General features: G+C 57.4%; 20 protein-coding genes and 3 pseudogenes. 16 read left to right on the forward strand and 7 right to left on the reverse strand.

Annotated elements, in window-relative coordinates; genetic code table 11:
- The first annotated feature begins 18 nt into the window (after positions 1–18).
- Positions 19–936, forward strand: a complete 918-nt coding sequence (locus N5D61_RS06810) for a LysR family transcriptional regulator (protein ID WP_279891564.1) — start codon at positions 19–21, stop codon at positions 934–936.
- Here N5D61_RS06810 and N5D61_RS06815 read toward each other — a convergent pair.
- Positions 929–1,783, reverse strand: coding sequence for a hypothetical protein (locus tag N5D61_RS06815; RefSeq protein ID WP_146749657.1), 855 nt, complete (start codon positions 1,781–1,783; stop codon positions 929–931). The genes N5D61_RS06810 and N5D61_RS06815 overlap by 8 nt on opposite strands.
- A 488-nt stretch (positions 1,784–2,271) precedes the next feature.
- Between N5D61_RS06815 and N5D61_RS06820 the strand changes: the two genes are divergently transcribed.
- Complete coding sequence (locus N5D61_RS06820; protein ID WP_108236300.1) at positions 2,272–3,189, forward strand: alpha/beta hydrolase; 918 nt, start codon at positions 2,272–2,274, stop codon at positions 3,187–3,189.
- A 235-nt stretch (positions 3,190–3,424) separates the two neighbouring features.
- Positions 3,425–4,021 (forward strand): NAD(P)H-dependent oxidoreductase, encoded by a 597-nt coding sequence (locus N5D61_RS06825; RefSeq protein ID WP_108236301.1) that lies wholly within the window; start codon positions 3,425–3,427, stop codon positions 4,019–4,021.
- A 77-nt stretch (positions 4,022–4,098) separates the two neighbouring features.
- Here the strand turns inward: N5D61_RS06825 and N5D61_RS06830 are convergent, their stop codons facing one another.
- Positions 4,099–4,659: a hypothetical protein gene (locus N5D61_RS06830; protein ID WP_279891565.1), complete on the reverse strand. Its 561-nt coding sequence runs from the start codon at positions 4,657–4,659 to the stop codon at positions 4,099–4,101.
- Between the two features lie 694 nt (positions 4,660–5,353).
- On the opposite strand from N5D61_RS06830, the gene N5D61_RS06835 reads away from it, so the two are divergent.
- The 10 genes from N5D61_RS06835 to N5D61_RS06880 all read left to right on the forward strand — a co-directional run bounded on the left by N5D61_RS06835 (position 5,354) and on the right by N5D61_RS06880 (position 15,680).
- Positions 5,354–6,880 (forward strand): sigma 54-interacting transcriptional regulator, encoded by a 1,527-nt coding sequence (locus N5D61_RS06835; RefSeq protein WP_279891566.1) that lies wholly within the window; start codon positions 5,354–5,356, stop codon positions 6,878–6,880.
- A 251-nt stretch (positions 6,881–7,131) separates the two neighbouring features.
- Positions 7,132–7,680, forward strand: a complete 549-nt coding sequence (locus N5D61_RS06840; RefSeq protein ID WP_177410996.1) for an OsmC family protein — start codon at positions 7,132–7,134, stop codon at positions 7,678–7,680.
- A gap of 57 nt (positions 7,681–7,737) precedes the next feature.
- Entirely contained in the window at positions 7,738–8,883 is a 1,146-nt protein-coding gene (locus N5D61_RS06845) for an acyl-CoA dehydrogenase family protein (protein ID WP_108236305.1), read from the forward strand.
- Positions 8,880–10,211 (forward strand): FAD-dependent oxidoreductase, encoded by a 1,332-nt coding sequence (locus tag N5D61_RS06850; protein ID WP_108236306.1) that lies wholly within the window; start codon positions 8,880–8,882, stop codon positions 10,209–10,211. Before N5D61_RS06845 ends, N5D61_RS06850 begins: the two co-directional genes overlap by 4 nt.
- 27 nt (positions 10,212–10,238) lie before the next feature.
- A complete protein-coding gene (locus N5D61_RS06855) occupies positions 10,239–11,636 on the forward strand; it encodes a CmpA/NrtA family ABC transporter substrate-binding protein (protein ID WP_279891567.1) in 1,398 nt (465 codons plus the stop codon).
- 12 nt (positions 11,637–11,648) lie between these two features.
- The gene (ntrB, locus tag N5D61_RS06860; protein WP_108236436.1) at positions 11,649–12,500 is read left to right on the forward strand and encodes a nitrate ABC transporter permease; all 852 of its coding nucleotides are present in this window, start codon (positions 11,649–11,651) and stop codon (positions 12,498–12,500) included.
- A complete protein-coding gene (locus N5D61_RS06865; RefSeq protein WP_108236308.1) occupies positions 12,490–13,413 on the forward strand; it encodes an ABC transporter ATP-binding protein in 924 nt (307 codons plus the stop codon). The genes ntrB and N5D61_RS06865 overlap by 11 nt, the downstream gene beginning before the upstream one ends.
- Before the next feature lie 44 nt (positions 13,414–13,457).
- Positions 13,458–13,907 (forward strand): cyanase, encoded by a 450-nt coding sequence (gene cynS, locus N5D61_RS06870; protein WP_108236309.1) that lies wholly within the window; start codon positions 13,458–13,460, stop codon positions 13,905–13,907.
- Positions 13,908–13,968: 61 nt separating this feature from the next.
- Positions 13,969–14,853, forward strand: coding sequence for an MBL fold metallo-hydrolase (locus tag N5D61_RS06875; protein ID WP_279891568.1), 885 nt, complete (start codon positions 13,969–13,971; stop codon positions 14,851–14,853).
- A gap of 8 nt (positions 14,854–14,861) precedes the next feature.
- On the forward strand, positions 14,862–15,680 hold the full coding sequence (locus tag N5D61_RS06880) for a sulfite exporter TauE/SafE family protein (RefSeq protein ID WP_279891569.1): 819 nt from the start codon (positions 14,862–14,864) through the stop codon (positions 15,678–15,680).
- Here N5D61_RS06880 and N5D61_RS06885 read toward each other — a convergent pair.
- A pseudogene (locus N5D61_RS06885) lies at positions 15,677–16,030 on the reverse strand (2-oxo acid dehydrogenase subunit E2); the annotation flags it as partial. The gene N5D61_RS06880 and the pseudogene N5D61_RS06885 overlap by 4 nt on opposite strands.
- Positions 16,031–16,309: 279 nt before the next feature.
- Here N5D61_RS06885 and N5D61_RS06890 point away from each other — a divergent pair.
- The 3 genes from N5D61_RS06890 to N5D61_RS06900 all read left to right on the forward strand — a co-directional run bounded on the left by N5D61_RS06890 (position 16,310) and on the right by N5D61_RS06900 (position 19,252).
- A complete protein-coding gene (locus N5D61_RS06890; protein ID WP_279891570.1) occupies positions 16,310–16,825 on the forward strand; it encodes a TetR/AcrR family transcriptional regulator in 516 nt (171 codons plus the stop codon).
- A 219-nt stretch (positions 16,826–17,044) separates the two neighbouring features.
- Positions 17,045–17,905 carry an N-acyl homoserine lactonase family protein gene (locus N5D61_RS06895; protein ID WP_279891571.1) on the forward strand — a complete coding sequence of 287 codons (861 nt, stop codon included), beginning with the start codon at positions 17,045–17,047 and terminating at the stop codon, positions 17,903–17,905.
- 126 nt (positions 17,906–18,031) lie between these two features.
- Complete coding sequence (locus N5D61_RS06900; RefSeq protein ID WP_279891572.1) at positions 18,032–19,252, forward strand: MFS transporter; 1,221 nt, start codon at positions 18,032–18,034, stop codon at positions 19,250–19,252.
- Here N5D61_RS06900 and N5D61_RS06905 read toward each other — a convergent pair.
- The 4 genes and pseudogenes from N5D61_RS06905 to N5D61_RS06920 form a co-directional block, all read right to left on the reverse strand.
- Positions 19,242–19,466 (reverse strand): annotated as a pseudogene (locus tag N5D61_RS06905) (hypothetical protein); the annotation flags it as partial. The gene N5D61_RS06900 and the pseudogene N5D61_RS06905 sit on opposite strands and share 11 nt — an antisense overlap.
- 118 nt (positions 19,467–19,584) lie before the next feature.
- A pseudogene (locus N5D61_RS06910) lies at positions 19,585–19,722 on the reverse strand (IS3 family transposase); the annotation flags it as partial.
- 83 nt (positions 19,723–19,805) lie between these two features.
- Positions 19,806–21,641: a glutamine--fructose-6-phosphate transaminase (isomerizing) gene (glmS, locus tag N5D61_RS06915; protein WP_108236316.1), complete on the reverse strand. Its 1,836-nt coding sequence runs from the start codon at positions 21,639–21,641 to the stop codon at positions 19,806–19,808.
- Positions 21,642–21,650: 9 nt separating this feature from the next.
- On the reverse strand, positions 21,651–22,421 hold the full coding sequence (locus N5D61_RS06920; protein WP_177411001.1) for a DeoR family transcriptional regulator: 771 nt from the start codon (positions 22,419–22,421) through the stop codon (positions 21,651–21,653).
- Positions 22,422–22,480 lie beyond the last annotated feature (59 nt).

Below are 22,480 nucleotides of genomic sequence, written 5' to 3' on the forward strand. Positions count from 1 at the left end.
ACCTGCGGAAGAGCATCTTTGGATCTGGTTTCAGCCATCAAAACCTTTGTGAAAGTCGCGCAATGCGGATCGTTTTCCGCAGCGGCCCAGGCACTCAATCGAACCCAACCTGCAGTGTCCCGCCAAGTCAGTGCATTGGAGTCGCATTTGGACATGCGCTTGTTGAACCGATCGACCAGCCAGGTAGCGCTCACCGAGGAAGGATTGATGTTGCTCCCTTTGGCGACCGAACTGCTGAGTTGTGCCGAATCCTTGCTCGAAGCTACCAGGCATCGCAATCAGGAAGCTGTTGGCCATGTTCGATTGGCCGCTCCTGCGCCTTTCGGCCTTCACTTGAGCACCCACTTGGGTCGTCTTTTGTCCCAACATCCGGGTCTGTCGGTTGAGTTGCTGATTCAGGAACAGTCGCCGGATCTGATTGGTGACGGGATAGATATAGAAGTACGGGCAGGTGTCGTATCGGACAGCGACCTGATCGCGAGGTGCGTCGGTTCGACATCTGGCTTGCTGGTGGCTGCCCCTGCGTATCTGGCCCGGATGGGCGCGCCTACAAGCCTTGAAGAATTGGGAAGGCATGAATGCATAACGCATCGTCGGGGCGGCTATGACAGCACATGGTGGTTCATGACAAAGCAGGGACCCCTTGCAGTCCCCATTCACGCCAGGCTGCAAGCCAATAATGCTGAAGCTGTGCATCGCGCTGTGCTGAATGGGTTCGGCATTGCGATGCTGTCCCATCTAACGGCAGGGCCCGATATCGGCTCGGGCAGGCTTGTGCAATTGCTGCCGGAGTACCCAGCGAGGCGCTTCCCAATCCATGTTGTCTACCATGCTCGCCAACATGTGCCTAAACGCATCAGAACCGTGGTGGACTTTGTCATTGGCCTTCTTGGCGACGATCCCGCCATGGCCGTCGACGATTGGTTGCTCAGTTAAGGTGTAAACCTGACATCCCACACATGATCACTACGCAGATCCCGCCGCTCAGCGCGCCTCCGGTCCACCACAAGCGATTGGCGGTATGAGTGGGCGTGCCGTGTGCGATCAGTACCACCCGAAGCCCGCTTAACAGGTGGGTTAGGGTAAAGAACACACCCATAGCGTAGTGCGGCAGAAGTCTGATGTTCCAGGAATCATGGATCAGCCCAGCCGGCTCTCCTGTGGCGAAAGACCAGTCCGTGGGAATTCCCAGCCATATGCGGGCGAAGACAAACACTGAGTTCATATGGCCGAGGATGAAAAGGGCCATGAACGCACCAGAGGCGACCTGAAAGGTGCGGTACCGGTCGGCGGCCGCTTCGCTCCAGCACCAGATCAGCCGTATGCCACTCAGGACTTGGAAGAGCATCACCGCCACAAGCAGAGGCTCTCCTAGCGTACTCCGATACACTGCCCGACCGAATTCCATGATCTCGCTATGAAGCTGCACGCTGAAAATGCCTGCCGCGTGATTCCCGATGTGAAACAACGCATATAGCGAAGCCAATGATCCACATACACCATGGGCAAACCTCAGTTTTGAAGACGCCGTGACGTGGCGACGTTGCCCCTCATTGCCATTCATGGCGCAGATTACCGAGCCAATCAGTAGCCAAGCGGGTGACCAGCTCCAGACATCCGGGATTTGACTGCCCGCCATATAGGTCAGTACACCAAAAAACACATAGCTTGCTGGCGTAGCTATGGCAATGAGGGCGAACCTGCGCGCCACTGCACTCTGCAACTCTGGCGCACCGGCGATCCACAGATTTATCAAAGGAATAAAGAACGCGAGCATCAGCATCAATGTGGCGCAGACGACACGAAGAGCTGTCAGCCCATGCGTAGGACCCGAGGCGTCTGGAAGCGTAACGAACCAGTGGAAGCCCGTGAGAAGCCAAGGGTAGATTGCGGCGGAGACTGCCGATATCCAGATTGCCCTACTCCCCTTTGCGACCGGGTAGCGTAAAGCTGAGTGTATTGAAAACACTGTACGAACCTCTTGTAGATACAGCTTATAGGTAAGTGCGTTGAAAAAAACGCAATAATCCAAATCTTCACAATGGGCGTCATGTCCCAATCATCAGAAAAGCCGGTAGACCAATTCTCATCAGCACTGTTTTGAGTCAAGTCATTCAAGAGACTGTTAGCCGTTGGTTAAATTTATTTTGCGAAAATGTACGTGTCGGTATCCGGTTTTGAATGTGCTTGCAAAGATATAGTGTTTTCGCAAACTACTCTCAGTCACCCGATGCAATTGCATCGAGTGAAAAGAATAAGGAAAAAATTGATATGCCCGCTGTATGTTCGTCAAAAACGATTGCACTTCTCAAATCATTGCTGGGCTTCTCGATCCTTGTCAGCGCGACAATTCAGCTTCCCGCATACGCTGCCGCAAACCCGTGGGAGAAGCTCCCAGAGACGCCGCTTGATTCAGCGGTCTATCATCGGGCCGAGATCAATGGCATTCAGTTGGCTTATGCAGACTCTGGAAAAGGCCCTACCGTTATCTTGCTGCACGGCGGCCCCGCTAATTCGAGCTATCTGAGCTCACAGGTCAAAGCCTTGAAGAGCCGCTTCCGTGTCGTCTCCATCGACACGCGGGGCCACGGGCGAAGCGGTGTCGATCAAGCGCCTTTAGGCTACGACCTGTTTGCAGACGATGCTGTGGCATTGATGAATCTATTGCATATCGATAAGGCTCACATCATTGGATGGAGCGATGGTGGAATCACCGGACTGGATATGGCGATGCGGTATCCGGACCGGGTAGGCAAGGTTGTCGCATTCGGTGCGAACGTGGATACGAAGGGTACGTATAGCGATGCCGACAAGAAGCCTGCGTTCGCGCAGTTTCTGCAACGTGCTTCCGGTGAATATGAACAGCTGTCCCCTACCCCGAAGGGCTTTGAGCACCTGAATGCGGAGCTCGGGCGCATGTACGCCACGCAGCCCGATTGGACGCCTGCGCAACTCAAAACTATTCAGGCTCCGGTCTTAGTAGTGGATGGCGAACATGACGAAGTCATAAAGCCTGAGCATACCCGCTATATCGCAGCGTCTATCCCCACCGCCTCGGTCGTGTTCATTCCGAACACCAGCCACTTCGCCTTCATACAGGCGCCGGAAGACTTCAACAAAATTGTGCTCGATTTCCTTGACGCTCCGACCAGGTTGGCGGGCGTTCGTAAGGAAAAATCCCGCAATTGAACTCTGCACGAACACCGCGCATTGTCCAAACGATGGGGTAAACAATGCCTTTATCAGCTGCACGTTGCGATCGAGTCGACCAGTCGATGCTGAGCATAAGTCATATACCCGTTTTTCACTGGAATAGCTCACAAGCTAGGAATAACGTCTAACCATCGCGACGATTCGACGCGGTAAAGCTGGATGGCCTTACCGCGTCGAGGTGACTTCACTCAAACTTCAACGGACTCCATAAATGCCTAACTACCCAAAAATTCTCGCGTTCGCAGGAAGTGCAAGAGAGGGCTCCCTGAACCAAAAACTATTGAGCTTCTCTATTGGGAAAGTACGCCAACACGGCGCCGATGTAACGGTCGTCGATTTGAGAGCGCTCGAACTGCCAATCTTCGATGAGGATTTGGAGGCGCATCGTGTACCCCAAGGTGCGATAGAACTGCGCGAGTTGCTTCGCTCCCATCAAGGCGTATTGATTGCAACGCCAGAATATAACGGGTCAGTGCCGCCGCTGCTCAAGAATGCAATCGACTGGAGCTCGCGCCAGGTCGATGGAGCACTGGGGTCGGAACCTTGGACAGGAAAAATCGGAGCAGTCATGAGTGCTTCTCAGGGGCCATTCGGAGGTGTGCGAGGGATCAGCCACCTGCGCGACATCTTGACAAAGCTGGGCGTGATGCTGACGCCTAATGAAGTGACACTTCCCTTTGCGCAGAGAGCTTTCGCTGGCGAGCTCCCTCACGATGAGTTCACGCGCCAGTTGATCAGCACTCAAGCCCATCAGTTGGTTTCTGTTCTGAACAAACTTCTACAGGGCAGCCCTGCCGAGAAGAGATAGCCTTCCATAGAGGAAGGGTCGCTAGCCCGCTCGGTCAGTATTGATCGTCGGGCGTTGCTGCTATCCAGCGATACAGCTTATATCTTAATGCTGAAGCCGCCCGTTTGGTGGGCTGCAGCAACTTGTCCACTGATAGATGAAGCTGAGCGGCTCAAGGATCTTTGGTTCTTAGCGAAATCGTCCAAGTTCAACAGGGCATGGACCGTTTTTATGTAGTCTGGAACCACATGAAAACCATATTGATTGTTACCGACACTCGCTTTATTAAGGTTATCTATTCGTGCAGCGAAATAATCGAGAGCATTGAATTTTCCGTCGGGTACCGTTTGATTACCCACAGAGTTCAAATTCGTGCCTGCCGAAATCATCAGGTTCGCGGTGGTTTTATCGATCAACCCTAATGCGTATAGGTTTTTACTCACTAGCCCTAGCTCGTTTGGTGTGATGGCAGTTACATCAAACGATGCGAAACTTGGGCCTAACCCTGCTTTTTTCAAAGCTTCGGTATCAAGTACTCCTTCTTTTTTTCCAATTTGCTGAAGAACTTGATTAGTCAGATATGAACTAGAACCTTTTGCCGAAACAGGAGTTGCGCGTATTGAAACGCTCGACAGAGATGTACCAACGATAGAGGCCATATGAAATCCATTTATTCATTTCTAATCTTACATAACAGTATGTCAGAAAGGTTCCATCGCACATACGGCCAATCAAGCCGAGTGGCGTTAAAACAGATTTAGCCACTGAGTTCGACGTTGCCTGCGCACGTCGATTTGAATTGTTCCTGGCTTCCTAAACACCCTCCAAGTTTAGAAAATAGCGTTTCTCATACTCGACTGGCGATAGCATTGCAGTTTCCTCACTTTTTAGCCTTAAAGAAACGTTGCCAACCTGATCTATTTGATTGACTGCCTCGGCGCGGACGAATCATCAGGGACGATGTAACAAGAATACTCAAAGGTTCTCCCGCCGAATCAACGGTCTGACACTGAAGTCACACTAAAGAATTATGGAGTGTCTCCGAGCGGTCATTGACGTGGATGGGTAGCCTTGATCGAGCATGAGACTTGCGGCCTCGCGTTTGAATTCAGCGGAAAAGGAAGGACGTTGCTTGGTCATCCGGCACCTCTATCTGACGAGCATTCTCGCCTGAATGGGTGTCCGCTCCCATCAGACCACTACGCTGGGTTGCGGAAGAGTTCTTGCATGGCTGTCAGTGAAGCGTTGTGTAGCTCTTCACTCATCGCGGCACGGAACTGGAGAAAGCGATTGGGAAACGTAACGACTGATCAGGATATCGAAGCGTCACCGGCGTTCTGGCGATCTCAAGAGATGCTTTTGCTCCAACAGGTCACCGGCTTGATGGGCAAAGACCTCACTTCAGATACGGTGCTCAACGAGATGCTGCATCTGCTGTCCGAACTGTTGGGCTTGAATCGTGGGCGTATCGTGCTGTTCGATGAGGCGTCAGAGCACGCCCGCATCCGCTACGCCTACGGGCTGACTCGAGAGGAAATCAAACGCGGCGTGTACGCGCCTGATGAGGGCATTACAGGCCGGGTGCTGGCCCGTGGGCAATTGATCATTGTTCAGGACATCGACAAGGAGCCATCCTTTCTGGGGCGCGTGGTCGAACGGGCCAAGCTGCCACCGGGCCCCGTGTCGTATATCGCCTTGCCGATCATGATCGGGCAGAAAGTCATCGGGGTGCTCGCTACGCACCGAATCCGCATGCGGGTGCGGCCGTTGACTGACGACATCAGCATCCTGCGGATTCTGGCGACCATGGTCGGCCAGATCCTGCACCTGCGCGCCTACATCAGAGAGAAGACCGAGGCGCTGGAAATTCGCAATCAGCAGCTGGTGCGAGCGCTGGAAACCCGCACCAATCGCTATGGCATCGTCGGCAGCTCGCCGCAATTGCTCCAGGCCATTTCGGAGTTGGAAAGGGTCTCCAATTCCACCGCCAGTGTGCTGCTACTGGGCGAGTCAGGCACCGGCAAGGAGCTGTTTGCACGGGCACTGCACCTGGCCAGTCCCAGGCAAGACAAACCGTTCATCAAGATCAACTGCGCCGCGATTCCCGACACGCTGTTTGAGTCTGAATTGTTCGGCTATGAACGTGGCGCATTCACGGGCGCTAACACAGCCCGCGAAGGTTGGTTCGAGCAGGCCGATGGCGGAACGATCTTCCTTGATGAAATCGGTGAGCTGCCACTGTCAATGCAGACCAAGCTGCTGCGCACGTTGCAGGAGGGCACCATTACCCGGCTGGGTGGCAAGCGCGAGATCAAGGTGGATGTCAGGCTGGTGGCGGCTACCAACCGTGATCTGGCCGGGGAGGTCAGCCAAGGCGTGTTCCGCCAGGATCTGTATTACCGACTCAACGTAATTCCGATTCACCTGCCGACCCTGGCCAGTCGCCGTGAGGACATTCCCGCACTGGCGTTGCAGTTTCTCAACCGGATCAATCAGGCCAATCAGCGTAACGTCAGCTTTGATGCGAGTGCGATTGAGCGTCTGCAAGGGCACAGTTGGCCTGGCAACATCCGGGAAATGTCCAACTTGATCGAGCGGCTGGTGCTGCTGGCCGAAAAGCCGGTATTGAGTGCGCGGGACATCGAGCATTTTCTTCCGGCACGCGGGGCGAAAAACTCACCCGTTGCTGCTGTGCGGAGTGCCTCCGCGACCGAGTTCAATCACGAGCTTGTGCGTCCCTACGTGGCGGTCAGCTCTCATTCCGCGGATGAGCTGGTACACGCTGTCGAGCGCTGCGGGGGCAACAAGTCGCGTGCTGCGCAGATGCTAGGAATGACGGCTAGGCAATTCAACTACCGCTGGAAAAAGCTGCAAACCTAGCAGGCGGGTGAGGCTTACAAATTGTCGACATTGTTTACATTGTCGACAATTTGAAGGTCGTTCAGGCGAGGCGCTTGTAAGGGGTGAAACTTGGTAAAAGTCCAGCCTTCGATTTCAACCTATTGATTTCTATAGCGAATAAAAATTTCCTATCCGGCTCATAGAATCTGGCACAGCCGTTGCGATAGCCCATTGGCGAACGGGCGCTGCACATGCAGCCAGCCCATTGCTCAGCCCAATGGAGAACAAACATGTCCGCTACAACTGCTCAAGTCGCCACTACTTACCTGAAGCCAATCGACCAGGCCGGCCTGGAGGCGTTCGCCGAGAAGGGCCGCAACAACCCACATACCCGTGGGACGAACAAGGTCCATACCGTAGGTCAAGGCGTGTTCCGTACCCTGAGCTACGTGGGCGATCACACGCCGGTGGTGGTTGACGAGCCGCTGCACCTGTTCGGTGAAAACACCGCGCCGGCGCCCGGCGAAGTCATTCTGTCAGGCCTGGGCGGCTGCATCGCCGTGGGCGTCACCGCCGTGGCCACCTGGATGAACGTCAAGCTCAGCAAGCTGGAAGTCTTTCTCGAAGGCGATATCGGTAACCCATCTGCCTGGGGCGCGGGTGGTGCCGAGAAACAGCCGCTGGAAATGGGCTTTCAGGACATCCGCGTCAAGGTGCTGGTGGAAGGCGATGCCTCCCGTGAAACCCTGGACGAAATCGTTCGTCTGGCCAACTACGCCTCACCAATGGCCAACACCCTGCGCAACCCGATCCCGTTCAGCATCAGCCTGGCCGATTGAACCGGCAGCGCTGAACCCAGCGCGCCGCTTACGCAAACACTGACGGGAGGGATTGCCATGAATAACATCGCACGTGCACTCGAACCGGCGGAACGCACCGCAGACTGGGGTGATGACTCCCAGGTGCTCGCAGAGGTCCGCCGCATTGCCATGGGGCCTTTGGCCGAATCGGTTCAGCGGATCGATGAAGGGCATTATCCGCTGGACATCATGGCTTCCCTCGCGCAGGCCGGTGCCTTTGCCGCGCACCTGACGCCGCAGGGCCAGCGTTTCGATGTGGCAGTGGGCAGCATGCATGAAGCCAGTCGCAGTTGTGGTTCCACCGGCTTTTTGATGTGGTGCCACGACGTCTGCGGCCTATACATGGACCAGTCCGACAACACCGCATTGCTGTCGCGATTGGCGCTGCACACCCAAGGCCAGACGTTCGGCGGTACGGCCTTGTCCAACCCGATGAAGGCGCTGGCCGGTATCGAAACACTGATCCTGCGCGCGCGCACGGTGCCCGGTGGCTATCGGGTCAATGGCGCGTTGCCATGGGTCAGCCACATCAACCGGGGTCAGTATTGCGGCGCTATCGCCGGCGTGGAACGTAACGACGGCTCCATCTCCCACGAAATCATGTTCATGCTCGATCTCGATGAACGTGTCGAACTTAAGACTTGCCCGGAATTTTCCGGCATGGAAGGCACCAGTACCTGGGGTGTGCGTCTGGTCGATTATTTTGTCCCACAGGATGCCCTGATCGCCGATCCGGCACGGCCATTTGTTCAGCGCATTCGCGGTGCCTTCATTCTGTTGCAGTCGGGGATGGCCAGCGGTGTTGCCCAGGGCAGTATCGATTCGATCCGTGAGGTCGAGCCGACGCTGGGCCATGTCAACCAGTTCCTGCACAACGGCGCCGACGAGTTGCAATTTGAACTCGATGATCTCAATTCGCGGGTGCTCAGGCTGTGCCGTACCCCGTATGAAACCAGCAAGGATTTCCTGCTGGATGTCCTCGACGCCCGGGTTCAGGGTGCCGAGCTTGCCCTCAAGGCGTCGCAGTCGGCCTTGCTGCATCAAGGCGCGCGGGGCTATCGCATGAGTGCTGCGCCACAGCGGCGCATCCGTGAGGCGCACTTCGTCGCCATCGTGACCCCGGCGATCAAGCACCTGCGCTGGGAAATGGCCCGCCTGATGAAAGAGGAGATGCCGGCATGAGCGCCCTGACCAAACCCTGGCTGCAATTCATCTGCCGCGCCTGCGGCGTAATCTACGACGAAGCACTGGGCGACCCGGACAGCGGTCTGCCGCCGGGGACGCGCTTCGAAGACATTCCGGACGACTGGGAATGCCCTTTGTGTGGCGTGACCAAAAGCGACTTTGAGCTGTTCGTCAAACGTGAAGTGGCAGCGGTCAGCCAGATACCAATGTTTCAGCAGGGCACCGGTATTGTCGTGGTCGGTGCCGGTCTGGCCGGCTGGGCGGCTGTCGAGGCCATTCGCGAACTGGACCGTAGCGTGCCGATCACTCTGGTCAGCGCCTGTAACGGCAACCGCTATCACAAGCCCGAATTGTCGTTGGCGGTGAGCCGCGGTCAGACCGCGCAATCGCTGATTCGCGAAACCGCGCAGGATGCTGCGCAGCGTTTGGGGGTACGGCTGTACTGCGAAACCTCCGTGGTAGGGCTGACGCCAGCACTGCATCAACTGCGAACTACCCGCGGCACCCTGAACTATACCAAGCTGGTGCTGGCACAAGGCGCACGCCCGGCGCTGCCCGCGGCCTTGCCGCCGACCTTGTGCTGGCGCGTCAACAACCTGAACGAATGGTCCGGCTTGCAGGAGCGTCTGAGCGAAAGCGCGCAGCGCATTGCAATCATTGGCGCGGGCATGGTGGGTTGCGAGCTGGCCGAAGACTTCGCCCGGGCAGGGCACAGCGTCACGCTGATCGATCGTAATCCGTTGCCGTTGGCAGGGCTGCTGCCCGATCTGGCGGCCGAATTGCTGCTAAGCAATCAATCCCGACAGGGTATCGAGTTCATCGGCTCGGTACAGGTCGCGCAGATCAGCGGTTTGGCAGATGGCAGCAAAACCGTTAGCACCGAATGCGATCGCCATTTCGAGTTCGACCAAGTGGTGGCCGCCACCGGCCTGATGACTGAGAGCCGTTTGGCGCGCAACGCTGGCCTGGCGTTCGATCGGGGCATTCAAGTTGATCCCCAGACGTTGGTCACCAGTGACGCCGATATCTACGCACTAGGTGATTGCATCAGCCTGGCCGGCATGCCATGCCGTTTCGTAGAACCAATTGCCTTGCAGGCTCAGGTCGTCGCCCACGGCTTGCTGGGCCGTGAACACGCGGGTTACGCCCACGTGCAACCGGTGATCCGCCTGAAAACCCGATCGTTGCCCATCGTGCTCCGCGGCCTGCCATCAATGGCCGGCACCTGGCGGATCGTCGAACAGGGCGAAGGGCACCTGCGCATGGAACAGGATCTGGACGGCCACATGGCGTCCAGCTTGCAAGTTGGCCAGGCAGCCGCCTGAACATCATTTACCAGAAGGACTGCGGGCATGAGCGACGAGAACTTTTACCGACCGTACAGCGATGACGCGCCTTTGTCAGGTTGCAGCTGCGGCCAGCATGCCAGCCAGTCAGTCCACGACAGCGAGGCGGAGCGCGCACGAATGGCTCGAGGGCAAAATCCCGAAAGCCTGTCCCGTGATTTTGTCGAGGCAGCGGCGATCCGTGCTCTGTTTCCCCATGACGCCACTCGCCGGCGCTTCCTCAAGGCGGTGGGGGTAGGCGCAGCCATGGCGGCGATCAACAGCCTGTTACCGATTCAAGCCATGCAAGCGATGGCCGAAGACAAGAACGGTGCGTTGGAGAAGAAAAACCTCAAGATTGGCTTCATTCCCATCAACTGCGCTACGCCGCTGATCATGGCCGACCCGCTGGGCCTGTATAAAGCTCAGGGGCTGAACGTGACCTTGCAGAAGACCGCCGGCTGGGCGCTGGTGCGCGACAACATGCTCAACGGTGAGCTGGACGCCTCGCACTTTCTTGCGCCCATGCCGCTGACCATCTCGCTAGGCCTGGGCTCCAACGCTCAACCCATGCGTGTCGCCAGCATTCAGAACACCAACGGCCAAGCCATCACTCTGGCGCTCAAGCACAAGGACAATCGCGACCCTCGCAACTGGAAGGGCTTCAAGTTCGCCATTCCATTCGAGTTCTCGATGCACAACTTCCTGCTGCGCTACTACTTGGCCGAGCACGGTCTGGACCCCGACCGCGATGTGCAACTGCGGGTCACGCCGCCCGCCGAGATGATCGCCAACCTGCGCGCCGGTAACATCGACGGTTTTCTTGGCCCAGACCCGTTCAACCAGCGTGCGGTGTATGACGAAATCGGTTTTATCCATGTCCTCTCCAAGGACATCTGGGACGGCCATCCCTGCTGTTCGTTCGGCACTTCTCAGAAATTCATCGAAGAGAATCCCAACACATTCGCGGCGCTGTACCGGGCGATTCTCAACGCCGCTGCGTTGGCCCGTGATCCGGCCAACCGGAAGATGATTGCGCAGACCATCTCCACACCGAACTACCTCAACCAACCAGAAATCGTCATTCGCCAAGGGCTGACCGGCCGTTTCGCCGATGGCCTGGGTGTGGTGCAGGACCACCCAGAACGCTCGGACTTCGATCCGATGCCTTGGTATTCCATGGCGACCTGGATGCTCACTCAGCTCAAGCGCTGGGGCTACATCAAGGGTGATGTGGATTTCAACGGCATCGCCGAACAGGTGTTTTTGATGACCGATGCCCGCAAACAAATGCGTGAATTGGCGATGAGTGAAGCCAGCGTCGAACCGCTGTCTGGCTACAAGGCGTTTTCGGTCATGGGCCGGCCATTCGATCCGACCCAACCCAAGGCCTATCTGGATGGCTTTGCCATCAAGCGCACGTAAGAGGAGCAGGGGATGAACACACTGAGATTCAGGGCGGCGCTACTGTCGCTGGCCATGCTCGCGGCGTTGCTGCTGGTATGGCAGCTGGCGACTTTGCCGACAGCAAAAACCGCGAAGGCGGCGATGGATGAAGAGTACGCCATGCTGATGGGCAAAAGCCTCAGCAGCGAGCAACGCAAGGCCAATGGTTTTCCGACGCCCGCCGAGTTCTCGGCCCTGGCGCTCAAACAACTGAGCGACCCGTTCTATGACCGTGGCCCCAATGAGAAAGGCATCGGCATTCAACTGGCGCATTCGCTGGGGCGGGTCGCCATCGGTTACCTGATCGCCTTGCTGGTGGCGATTCCGCTGGGCTTTGCCATCGGCATGTCGCCGCTGCTGTACCGCGCCCTCGATCCGTTCATTCAGGTGCTCAAGCCGATCTCGCCGCTGGCCTGGATGCCGATCGCGCTCTACACGATCAAGGATTCGTCGGTGTCGGCCATTTTCGTGATCTTCATCTGTTCGGTATGGCCGATGCTGATCAACACCGCTTTCGGCGTTGCCGCGGTGCGCAAGGACTGGCTCAACGTCGCCCGCACTCTGGAGGTCAGCCCGTTGCGCAAGGCGTTCATGGTGGTGTTGCCGGCCGCGGCGCCGACGATCATCACCGGCATGCGCATTTCCATGGGCATCGCCTGGCTGGTCATCGTCGCCGCCGAGATGCTGATTGGCGGCACCGGCATCGGCTACTTCGTCTGGAACGAATGGAACAACCTGTCGCTGTCCAACGTGATCTTCGCCGTGCTCATGATCGGCGTGATGGGCATGTTGCTGGATCTGCTCTTCGCCACCCTGCAAAAAAAGGTGACTTATGCTGAATGAAAACGCCAGCCGCACGCCCGCGTTCATCAAGGTCGAAGGGCTGACCAAGCGCTACGGTGCCGCTTCTGCGCCGGTTTTCGAAGAGATCAGTTTTTCCATCCAGCGCGGCGAGTTCGTGTGCGTGATCGGCCACTCCGGTTGCGGCAAAAGCACCATCCTCAACATTCTCGCCGGGCTGGACGAGGCCAGCAGCGGGACGGTGGTGATGGGCGGCCGTGAGGTGTCCGGCCCGAGCCTGGATCGCGGTGTGGTGTTTCAGAACCACGCGCTGCTGCCGTGGATGACGGTGGATCAAAACATTGCCTTCGCCGTGCGCTCGCGCCACCCGGAGTGGTCGAAGGCGCAGGTGGCGGAACACGGTACGCGCTTTCTAGAGATGGTCGGCCTGAAAGGGGCCGGGCAGAAGAAGCCCAGCCAATTGTCTGGCGGCATGAAGCAGCGTGTCGGCATTGCCCGCGCGTTTTCGGTGGAGCCGCAGATGCTGTTGCTCGACGAGCCGTTCGGCGCACTGGATGCCCTGACCCGTGGGGTGATTCAGGACGAGCTGCTGAGCATTTGCGCCGCCACCCAGCAGACTGTGTACATGATCACCCACGATGTCGACGAGGCGATTTTGCTGGCCGACAAGATCATGTTGATGAGCAACGGCCCCCATGCGCGCATCGCCGAAATCGTCATCAACACGCTGCCTCGCGACCGCTCGCGGGAAACCATTCACCATGACCCGCAGTTCTACCGTATCCGCAACCACTTGGTGGACTTTCTGGTGCGCCGCTCCAAAACCATTCAGGAGCAGAACGCGCAAGCCGCCACGCCCGCCGAGCCGCTGATCGTCTATCCCGGCCTCACCGATGACGGTCCACCTTCGGGGCCCGATGGCCCGTCCAGTTCCAAGCTGCGCATCGTCGCCTGAACCCTGTTTGACAATCCCCTGCATGACTGATGAGAGAGGTTTCCATGATTTCCAATCGCGACCAAGTGACCCAGATGATTCTCGCCGCCAAAGTCAGCAAAGGCTTGAAATGGCGTGACGTGGCGGAGCGTATCGGCCTGTCCAAGGAGTGGACCACCGCCGGCTGCCTGGGCCAGATGACCTTCGACAAATCTCAAGCCGAGACCCTGGGCAAGCTGTTCGAGCTATCGGATGAGGCCGTGGCCTGGCTGCAAGTGACACCGTACAAGGGCTCGCTGCCGACGTCGGTGCCAACTGACCCCCTGATCTATCGCTGGTACGAACTGGTGAACGTCTACGGCACCACCATCAAGGAGCTGATCCATGAAGAATTCGGCGACGGCATCATGAGCGCGATCGATTTCTCCATGGACATTCAGCGCCAGCCGGACCCCAAGGGCGACCGGGTCAATGTCGTGCTGTCCGGCAAGTTCCTGCCCTACAAAAGCTACTGATCCCGACGCGCACCGGCCGCACGTGTGTGCGGCCGTTCCACCATGGCAACAGGAGGGCGGCATGCTCATCGACGACAATATTCTGGTCGAGGCTTTTCTGGATGATGCCAGCTCTACTTTCAGTTACCTGGTGGTAGACCGCTTGACCCTGAGCGGCGCGATCATTGATAGCGTGCTGAACTTCGATTCCAAATCAGGCCGTACCCATACGCAGTCGGCTAACGCTCTGGTTTCGCGCGTGCAGCAACTGGGTGTGCGGGTGAGGTGGATTCTGGAAACCCATGTGCATGCCGACCACCTGTCCGCCGCCCCTTATCTGAAGGACAGGCTAGGGGGCCAAATCGCGATAGGCAGCCATATCACCGATGTTCAGCGGGCATTTGGCGCGCTGTTCAATGAGGGCGATCAGTTCAAGCGTGACGGCAGCCAGTTCGATGCCTTGTTCGAGGATGGCGACCATTTTCTCATCGGCAGCCTCAACGCGCAGGCGTTGCACACGCCCGGCCACACGCCGGCCTGCATGACCTATGTGATCAGCGCGGGCGACCACACGCTGGCGTTCGTCGGCGATACCCTGTTCATGCCGGATTACGGCACCGCCCGCTGCGATTTCCCCGGCGGTGACGCCAGAACGCTGTATCGCTCCATCAAAAAAATCCTGGCGTTACCCACCGACACGCTGATTTACATGTGCCACGACTACCGCCCGAACGGCCGACCGATCGAATACCTGACGACAGTCGACGCCCAACGCAAGCACAACATCCATGTGCATGACGGCCTTGGTGAAGATGACTTCGTGGCCATGCGTGAAGCCCGCGATGCCACCCTCGCCATGCCCGCGCTGATCCTGCCGTCGGTGCAGGTGAACATGCGCAGCGGACACTTGCCGGAAGCCGAGGCCAATGGCGTGCGGTATCTGAAAATTCCGATTAATGCCCTGTGAGTTCAATCATGTTCGACCATGCGATGCTGAGCGTGCTGTTGGGCGGTGGTATCGGTGCGATCCTCGCCCTGACCGGCGCCGGAGGAGGGATTCTCGCCGTGCCGGTTCTAGTGTTCGGTCTGGGCTTGTCACTGCCCCAGGCGGCACCGGTTGGATTGCTGGCCGTAGGACTCTCGGCAGGCGTGGGCGCGGTACTCGGTCTGCGGCAAGGGATCGTTCGCTATCGTGCCGCAGGCCTGGTCTCGATGATTGGAATCGTCGTGGCTCCGCTAGGGCTCTACATCGCTCATCGCGTGCCTAATCTACCGCTGGCGCTGATGTTTTCGATGGTCCTGATTTATGCGTGCCTGCGGATGCTGCACAACGCCAATCGGGACCTGCGGCATGGAGCACCACCACCTCGCCTGGACTCCATGCCCTGCATGCTCAATCCAGTCTGCGGGCGCTTGCGCTGGACACTGCCCTGCGCACGCGCGCTGGCACTGACCGGAATGCTTTCAGGAGTGTTGTCCGGACTCCTTGGGGTGGGCGGTGGCTTTGTCGTCGTTCCGGCGCTGGCCCGTTGCACCAACCTGGAGATGAAGAGCATCACTGCGACCTCGTTGGCTGCCATTGCCATTGTGTCGATGGGAAGCGTGACCACTGCAGCTGTGACGGGATCGCTGTATTGGCCAGCGGCGCTGCCCTTCGCAGTGGGGGCTGTGCTCGGGTTGCTGGCTGGCCGTTTGTTCGCGGGGCAGTTGGCCGGACCTCGCTTGCAGCAGGCATTTTCGGTGACGGGGATCGCTGCGGCCATCATGCTCGCTGGGCATGCTCTGCTGCCTTAGTACTGACGACAGCTTTTTGGAGGCTTTAGCTTTCCTTCACGCGCCAGCGCGGATAGCGTCGACATCTCGCTGGCTATTTCCAATACACCTTTTTGGTCAACGTCTTGTACCACCGGTACCACCAACCCGTTAGGCGTGTCCGCTGCGAACCCGATAGAAATGATTCTTAAGCAGAATTTGCTGACCTTCGGTCAGTGATGCATTGAAGTACGGGAAGCGTTTAATGCCACCGTACAGGCCTTGGCAATAAACGCCAGCAGCGTGATCTTGATGCCTCTGCTTGCGGGATCGTGGTTGAGCATCTGGCGCAGCTCTTCCAGCTTCGTCACGCCCACGTCATCGTGATTGGCGACATAGGGAACGCATACTCAGTTGCGATGTAATTGGCACCTGAGATTTTATGAGGACCGGATGTAAAAGCGAAGATCCTGACCGTTGCATCCGAGGTATCGCTTTGTCGAGCGACGGCGAGACGCTGTATCTCTGCCCGATCTCCAGTCGTCAACTTCACTCGATACCAACTGGCTGACGGGCTACAGAACCTATAAGATAGAAAACCGAACGGTTCTTTAAGCTTTGCAGTGGAGATATTTGCCATGGGGAGACCCCGAAAATTCAATCGAGAATCTGTGCTCGAAAAAGCGCTCCCGGTGTTTTGGAAGCACGGATTTGCTGGAACGTCTCTCCAGCATCTGGAGCAGGCCACGGGGGTCAACAAATCAGGTCTGTACTCAGAGTTTCAAGACAAGGAAGACCTGTTTTTCAATGCTCTGGCTTACTACTACCAGCACAGAGGGGCACTTGAAATACTGAGCGCGCAGCCGTTGGGGTGGACCAATATCGAGCGTTTTCTGCGGCTTGGAGAACGGCAGGAGAATGGCTGCACAGGGTGCTTCTCAGTGAACGCATTACGTGAAATCTCGACCCTGTCCGACGGCATACGCCAACTCTTGAACGACAGCCATCGTCGTTTGATGCCTGAGGTCGTGGCAAACGTACATGCCGAGAACACCAAATTGCCAGCCGAGGTGGTCGCTGACCTGGTCATGGTGTTCTTTTCAGGCGTATGTGTGGAAAGCAGCTTGCGAGTCAAGGATTCTGACGATCCTGTCGGCCACTTCATGCAGGCGTTAAAGCTGCTTTAATTTTTTCAAACCGATCGTTTTTTTATCTTGCCGATGACCTCCTGCTGATCTATATTGAACCAGTCGGTTCTAAATCAATTCGGAACCTTAAGTAGACCGGGTCTGCTCACGGGCTCCCGGTTTTTCAATACTCCGGTCCATTTCTGCCCCCGCTGAGTGCTCGATGCTCGGCGTTAGGGAAGCCTTGCCTCGATAAAGGCAATCTGTAGGAGAATTACCATGGCGTTGAAAATTCATCCCATCAATCTCGGCAACATGCAGCTCGACTCCAGTGGCTTGGTTCTGTTTCGCAATCCAGGCGAAACAGTGACGATTCCTGTACTTGGGTTTCTCATAACCGGCGGTGAAGAACCCATTCTGGTCGACACCGGGTCGCGAAGCATCGAGCAGTACGCCGCTTTCGGCTTGCCGTACGAAGTGACTCAAGAGATGACACTCGAGTATCACCTTGCGCAACACGGCATGCGCATGAAGGACATTCGTCACATCCTGCATACCCATGCCCATATTGATCACGTCGGAATGACGGATCTGTTCCCTATGGCAACTACGGTCGGTATCTCCCGCCGAGAGCTGGAGTTTGCGGCTTCCGGGATCATGGGCCCGTTGATGTACACCGCAGCGGACACTAAACATCTGATCGATCGTCTGCATACGCGAGGCGCTATTCGACTGTTCGACGTCGACGGGACTTTCGAAGAGGAGGTTATTCCGGGCGTCGCTGTTCGTCTTTCGGGTGGCCACACACCAGGCTCGCTGTCGATTCTCGTCGAGACAGATGAAGGGATGGCCAATATCTGCGGTGACATCGCTTACAACCTTCAAGATCAGTTGATCGATCCCATCCTTGATCAGGCGGCGCACGAGCCAACCATTACCGCCAACCGTGCAATGTCGACGCTTGAGGAAAAGAAAGCGCTCAAGCGCGCCCTTGCGGACAGCAAGTTCTTGCTGCCTAGCCATGACGTCCCTGCGCTTATCCGTAATGGAAAAGTAGTGGGGGTGATGAACGATGCCATCTCCAATCCCAAGGCCGATGTAACTCACGTTGCCAATTACACCCCCATTGAGGGTAAGTAAGGCATGACGGCAGTCGTTCCTGCATCCGCTCGCCATTGGCGAGCGGTACGTTTCGCGTTGGGCATGGCGATTTTTGTTTTCGGCGCATGCCTGTTGATCAGCGGACTTTGATGAGTTGAATTCGGCATGACTGAGATTTCGCTTTCCAGCGCATCTGGCGGTGCAGAGCCGCATCAGAGGCTGTCCCCCCAAGTACGGTTTTGGCTACTGGCGTCGATCACGCTTTCATTTCTCGCAGGTTCCAGCGTGCCGACACCGATCTATCCGATTTATCAAAGCACTTGGCATTTTTCAGCGGTCATCATCACGATCATTTTCAGTGTCTATGCGCTCTCGGTTCTAGCGGCGTTGCTAGTATTCGGCAGAGTGTCGGATTACATCGGTCGCCGACCTGTCTTGCTTGTGACGACGGTCATGCAAGTTGTGGCCATGTATTGGTTAGGAACCGCCTCGGGGCTGTGGGACTTGATCGCCGGACGGGTGCTTCAGGGACTTTCCACAGGCGCCGCCGTGTCAGCTGTCGGCGCCGGGCTGATTCAGCTTCACGCACAGCGTGGCGCCATCGCAAATGCAATCGCGCCTGTGAGCGGCAGCGCTATTGGCGCGCTTTTGGGAAGTCTGATGGTGCAATTCATTCCTTTCCCCACCCATACGGTATTTGCCTTCCTTGCCGTGGTACTGACGATTCAGTTCATTGGGCTGGTGTTACTGAGAGACACTCAACCCGTCCGACCCGGAGCGTTGCGTTCGCTGATTCCTCAATTCGGCGTGCCTCCTCAAGTACGCTCTGCAATGCTGATTGCGGCATCAGTCTTTATTGCCGGGTGGGCAGTCGCCGGCTTCTACGCCTCACTGGGGCCTGCGCTGATCAAGCATGTTTTTGAAGTCTCTTCGTCCTCGATAGGCGGCTTGGCACTGGCGACGTTTTCAGGCAGCGGGGTGGCAGCGATTCTTGTATTGCGCTCGCGTTCTGCGCGCACGTTTGCCTGGGTTGGAAGCCTGGCACTCATGCTCGGGATGATGACTGTACTCGTCTCATTGCAATTGAAATCGTTCGTGTTTTTCTTCTACGGCATTGGTATGGCTGGGATTGGGTTCGGAGCGGGGTTTCAAGGCGGTATCCGTATGGTCGTTGCTGCCGCACGCCCTGCTGAACTGGCGGGTGTGCTGTCTGTTTCGTTCCTGTGCTGCTACCTGGGCATGGGCGTTCCCGCGATTGCAGCGGGATATGAGGTGGCTAAAGGTGCCGACATCATGTTTACCGCGCAGATGTTCGGTGCGGTAATCGTAGTGCTGGCCGCTTTAGCAACGTTTGGACTTATCTGGACACGAACCGTTAAAGATTGAGTGATGCAGTGGTCAACTCATTCCGGACACAGTTTTGAGTTTCTTCAGCTTTCGCCGGAGCCAGCCCATCGTTGAATTGATGCAGGCGGATCCAGTTGTAATAGGTCATCAAATTCTGGCTGATGTCCCGCTGTGCTTGCTGCCCGATCAGGTAGCCTGTGGCCGGTTTCCACTCCGATTTCAAGCTGCGGAAGACTCGTTCCATTCGCGCATTGACGCTCCTATGTCAACCAGCGCCTCGACTCGCTCAAGTCGGCCAGAATCAGTGGATACACGCCTCGGATGATGTAGCGCTTCAGACCTCTTTGTATTTTCTTTGCACGATAGCCTCTCGGCCGCTCCGCTGCGGCCTTTTTGTATGCCTGCGACCCTGGCTGTTCGGTGACTAACGCCAGCTCACGCATCAGGCTGCGCACCTTGAACCGCGTTCGCTCACCTTCTTTCATCATTGCCTTGATGCTTCTGCGTCCCCTCCCGGCCAACCCCTGTATTTACTGAATCCCATGCGTCAATTTTTTACTTCGTAGGATCATATCCCCCGCCTGTGACAGGCTTATTCCACTGTCACCGACTTCGCAAGGTTCCGCGGCTGGTCGACATCCGTCCCTTTGAGCACAGCAACGTAATACGACAGCAGTTGCAGCGGGATGGTGTACAGGACTGGCGCCAGGGCGTCGACGATGTGTGGCATGGCGACGACATGGGTCCCCTCACCGTTAACAAGGCCTGCTTGCTCATCGGCGAAGACAATCAGCTCACCGCCGCGTGCGCGGACTTCCTGCAGGTTGGACTTCAGCTTTTCCAGCAGTTCGTTGTTCGGTGCGACGGTCACGACGGGCATGTCGCTGTCGACCAACGCCAACGGACCGTGTTTGAGTTCGCCTGCGGGATAGGCTTCGGCGTGGATGTACGAGATCTCTTTGAGTTTCAGCGCGCCCTCCATGGCCACGGGGAACTGCGCTCCCCGGCCAAGAAACAGGGTGTGGTTTTTCTCGGCGAACAGTTCCGCGATCTTTTCCACGGTGCTGTCCATGGCCAACGCTTCGCCAAGGCGGGTGGGCAGGCGACGCAGCTCTTCGACCAACTCGGCTTCAACACCGGGTTCGAGCGTGCCTTTGACTTGGCCCAACGACAAGGTCAGCAACATCAGAGCGACCAGTTGAGTCGTGAAGGCTTTGGTCGACGCAACCCCAATTTCCGGCCCCGCCTGGGTCAGCAGGGTCAGGTCCGATTCACGCACCAGTGAGCTGATGCCGACGTTGCAGATCGCTAGGCTGGCGAGGAATCCCAGCTCCTTGGCGTTGCGCAATGCTGCCAGCGTGTCCGCCGTTTCGCCGGATTGTGAGATCGAAACGAACAGGGTGTCGGGCTGAACCACGACCTTGCGGTAGCGGAACTCGCTGGCCACTTCGACCTGGCACGGAATACCCGCCAGGCCCTCCAGCCAGTAACGGGCAACCATACCGGCATGGTAGCTGGTGCCGCAGGCGACGATCTGAACGTTGCGCACTTGGGCGAACAGCTCTGCCGCTTGCGGGCCAAACGCTTGGGTCATGACCTGCTCGTGGCCCAGGCGGCCTTCGAGAGTGCGCTGAACGACCTTGGGCTGCTCATGGATTTCTTTGAGCATGAAGTGGCGGAACTCGCCTTTGTCCGCGGCTTCCGCACCTTCGCGGTATTGCACGACCTCGCGCTCGATCGGCAATCCGGCGGCGGTCCAGATCTGCACGCTGTCGCGGCGGATTTCAGCGATGTCGCCTTCTTCCAGGTACATGAAACGGTCAGTGACTTGGCGCAACGCCAACTGATCGGATGCCAGGAAGTTTTCGCCCAGCCCCAGGCCGACAACGAGCGGGCTACCGCTGCGGGCGGCGACCAGCCGATCCGGCTGCTTGGCGCTGATCACGGCAAGACCGTATGCACCGTGCAATTCCTTGACGGTGGCTTTCAATGCGGCGGTCAGATCAGCCGTGTCTTGGAGCTTGTGGTGAAGAAGGTGGACGATGACTTCAGTGTCAGTGTCCGAAGTGAAGAGATAGCCAAGGTCCTTGAGGCGATTACGCAGTGGTTCGTGGTTTTCGATGATGCCGTTGTGGACGACGGCCAGTTCCCCACCCGAAAAGTGTGGGTGCGCGTTGTGTTCCAGCGGCGCACCGTGGGTGGCCCAGCGGGTATGGGCAATACCTAGACGGCCCACCAGAGGCTCGCCTGCGAGCGATTGCTCCAGTTCATTGACCTTGCCGACGCGACGACGCCGCTCCAGCACCCCGGCGTTGCTGAACAGCGCCACACCGGCGCTGTCGTACCCGCGGTACTCCAGGCGCTTGAGGCCTTCCAGCAAAATAGCAGTGACATTACGTTCAGCGACAGCGCCGACAATTCCACACATGGTCTTCTCCTAGGAAACAGCGGCGCAGATCACTGTCACGCCGCGGGCCTGAATCTGGTCGCGTGCCGATTGCGGCAGGCGATCATCGGTAATGAGGGTATGGACACTGCTCCAGGGCAGCTCCAGGTTGGGAATCTTTCGGCCGACTTTGTCTGCCTCGACCATCACGATGACTTCCCGGGCAACTTCCGCCATGACGCGGCTCAGGCCCAGCAGCTCATTGAAGGTCGTGGTGCCTCGCTGCAAATCGATGCCATCGGCTCCGATGAAAAGCTGGTCGAAGTCGTAGGAGCGCAAGACCTGCTCGGCTACCTGGCCTTGAAAAGACTCTGAATGAGGGTCCCAGGTCCCGCCGGTCATCAGCAGCACAGGCTCATGTTCCAACTCACCAAGGGCATTCGCGACATGGAGGGAATTGGTCATGACCACCAAGCCCGGTTGTAGACCGAGTTCAGGAATCATCGCGGCAGTGGTGCTGCCACTGTCGATGATGATGCGTGCATGTTCGCGAATCCGCTTCACGGCTGCGCGGGCGATCGCCCGTTTATAGGGCGAAATGGGCTGGCCGGGTTCACCGATCAGTTCCTGAGGCATTGGCACCGCGCCACCGTAGCGACGCAGCAGAAGGCCGTTGCTTTCCAACGCTGCTAGGTCCTTACGGATCGTAACTTCGGAGGTTTCGAAACGTTTGGCCAAGGCCTCAACGCTGACCTCGCCCTGGTCATTGAGCAGGGCGAGGATGTTGTGACGACGCTGGGGGGTGTTGCGTTTCGACATGATTGCTTTAAGTTTCGTTTCGAAAGATAACGAAGCGAATGAAAGCGCATCGAAACGCATCC

Origin of the sequence: Pseudomonas sp. GD03842, from assembly GCF_029841165.1 — a bacterium.
In the GTDB taxonomy this organism is placed as follows: Bacteria; Pseudomonadota; Gammaproteobacteria; order Pseudomonadales; family Pseudomonadaceae; genus Aquipseudomonas.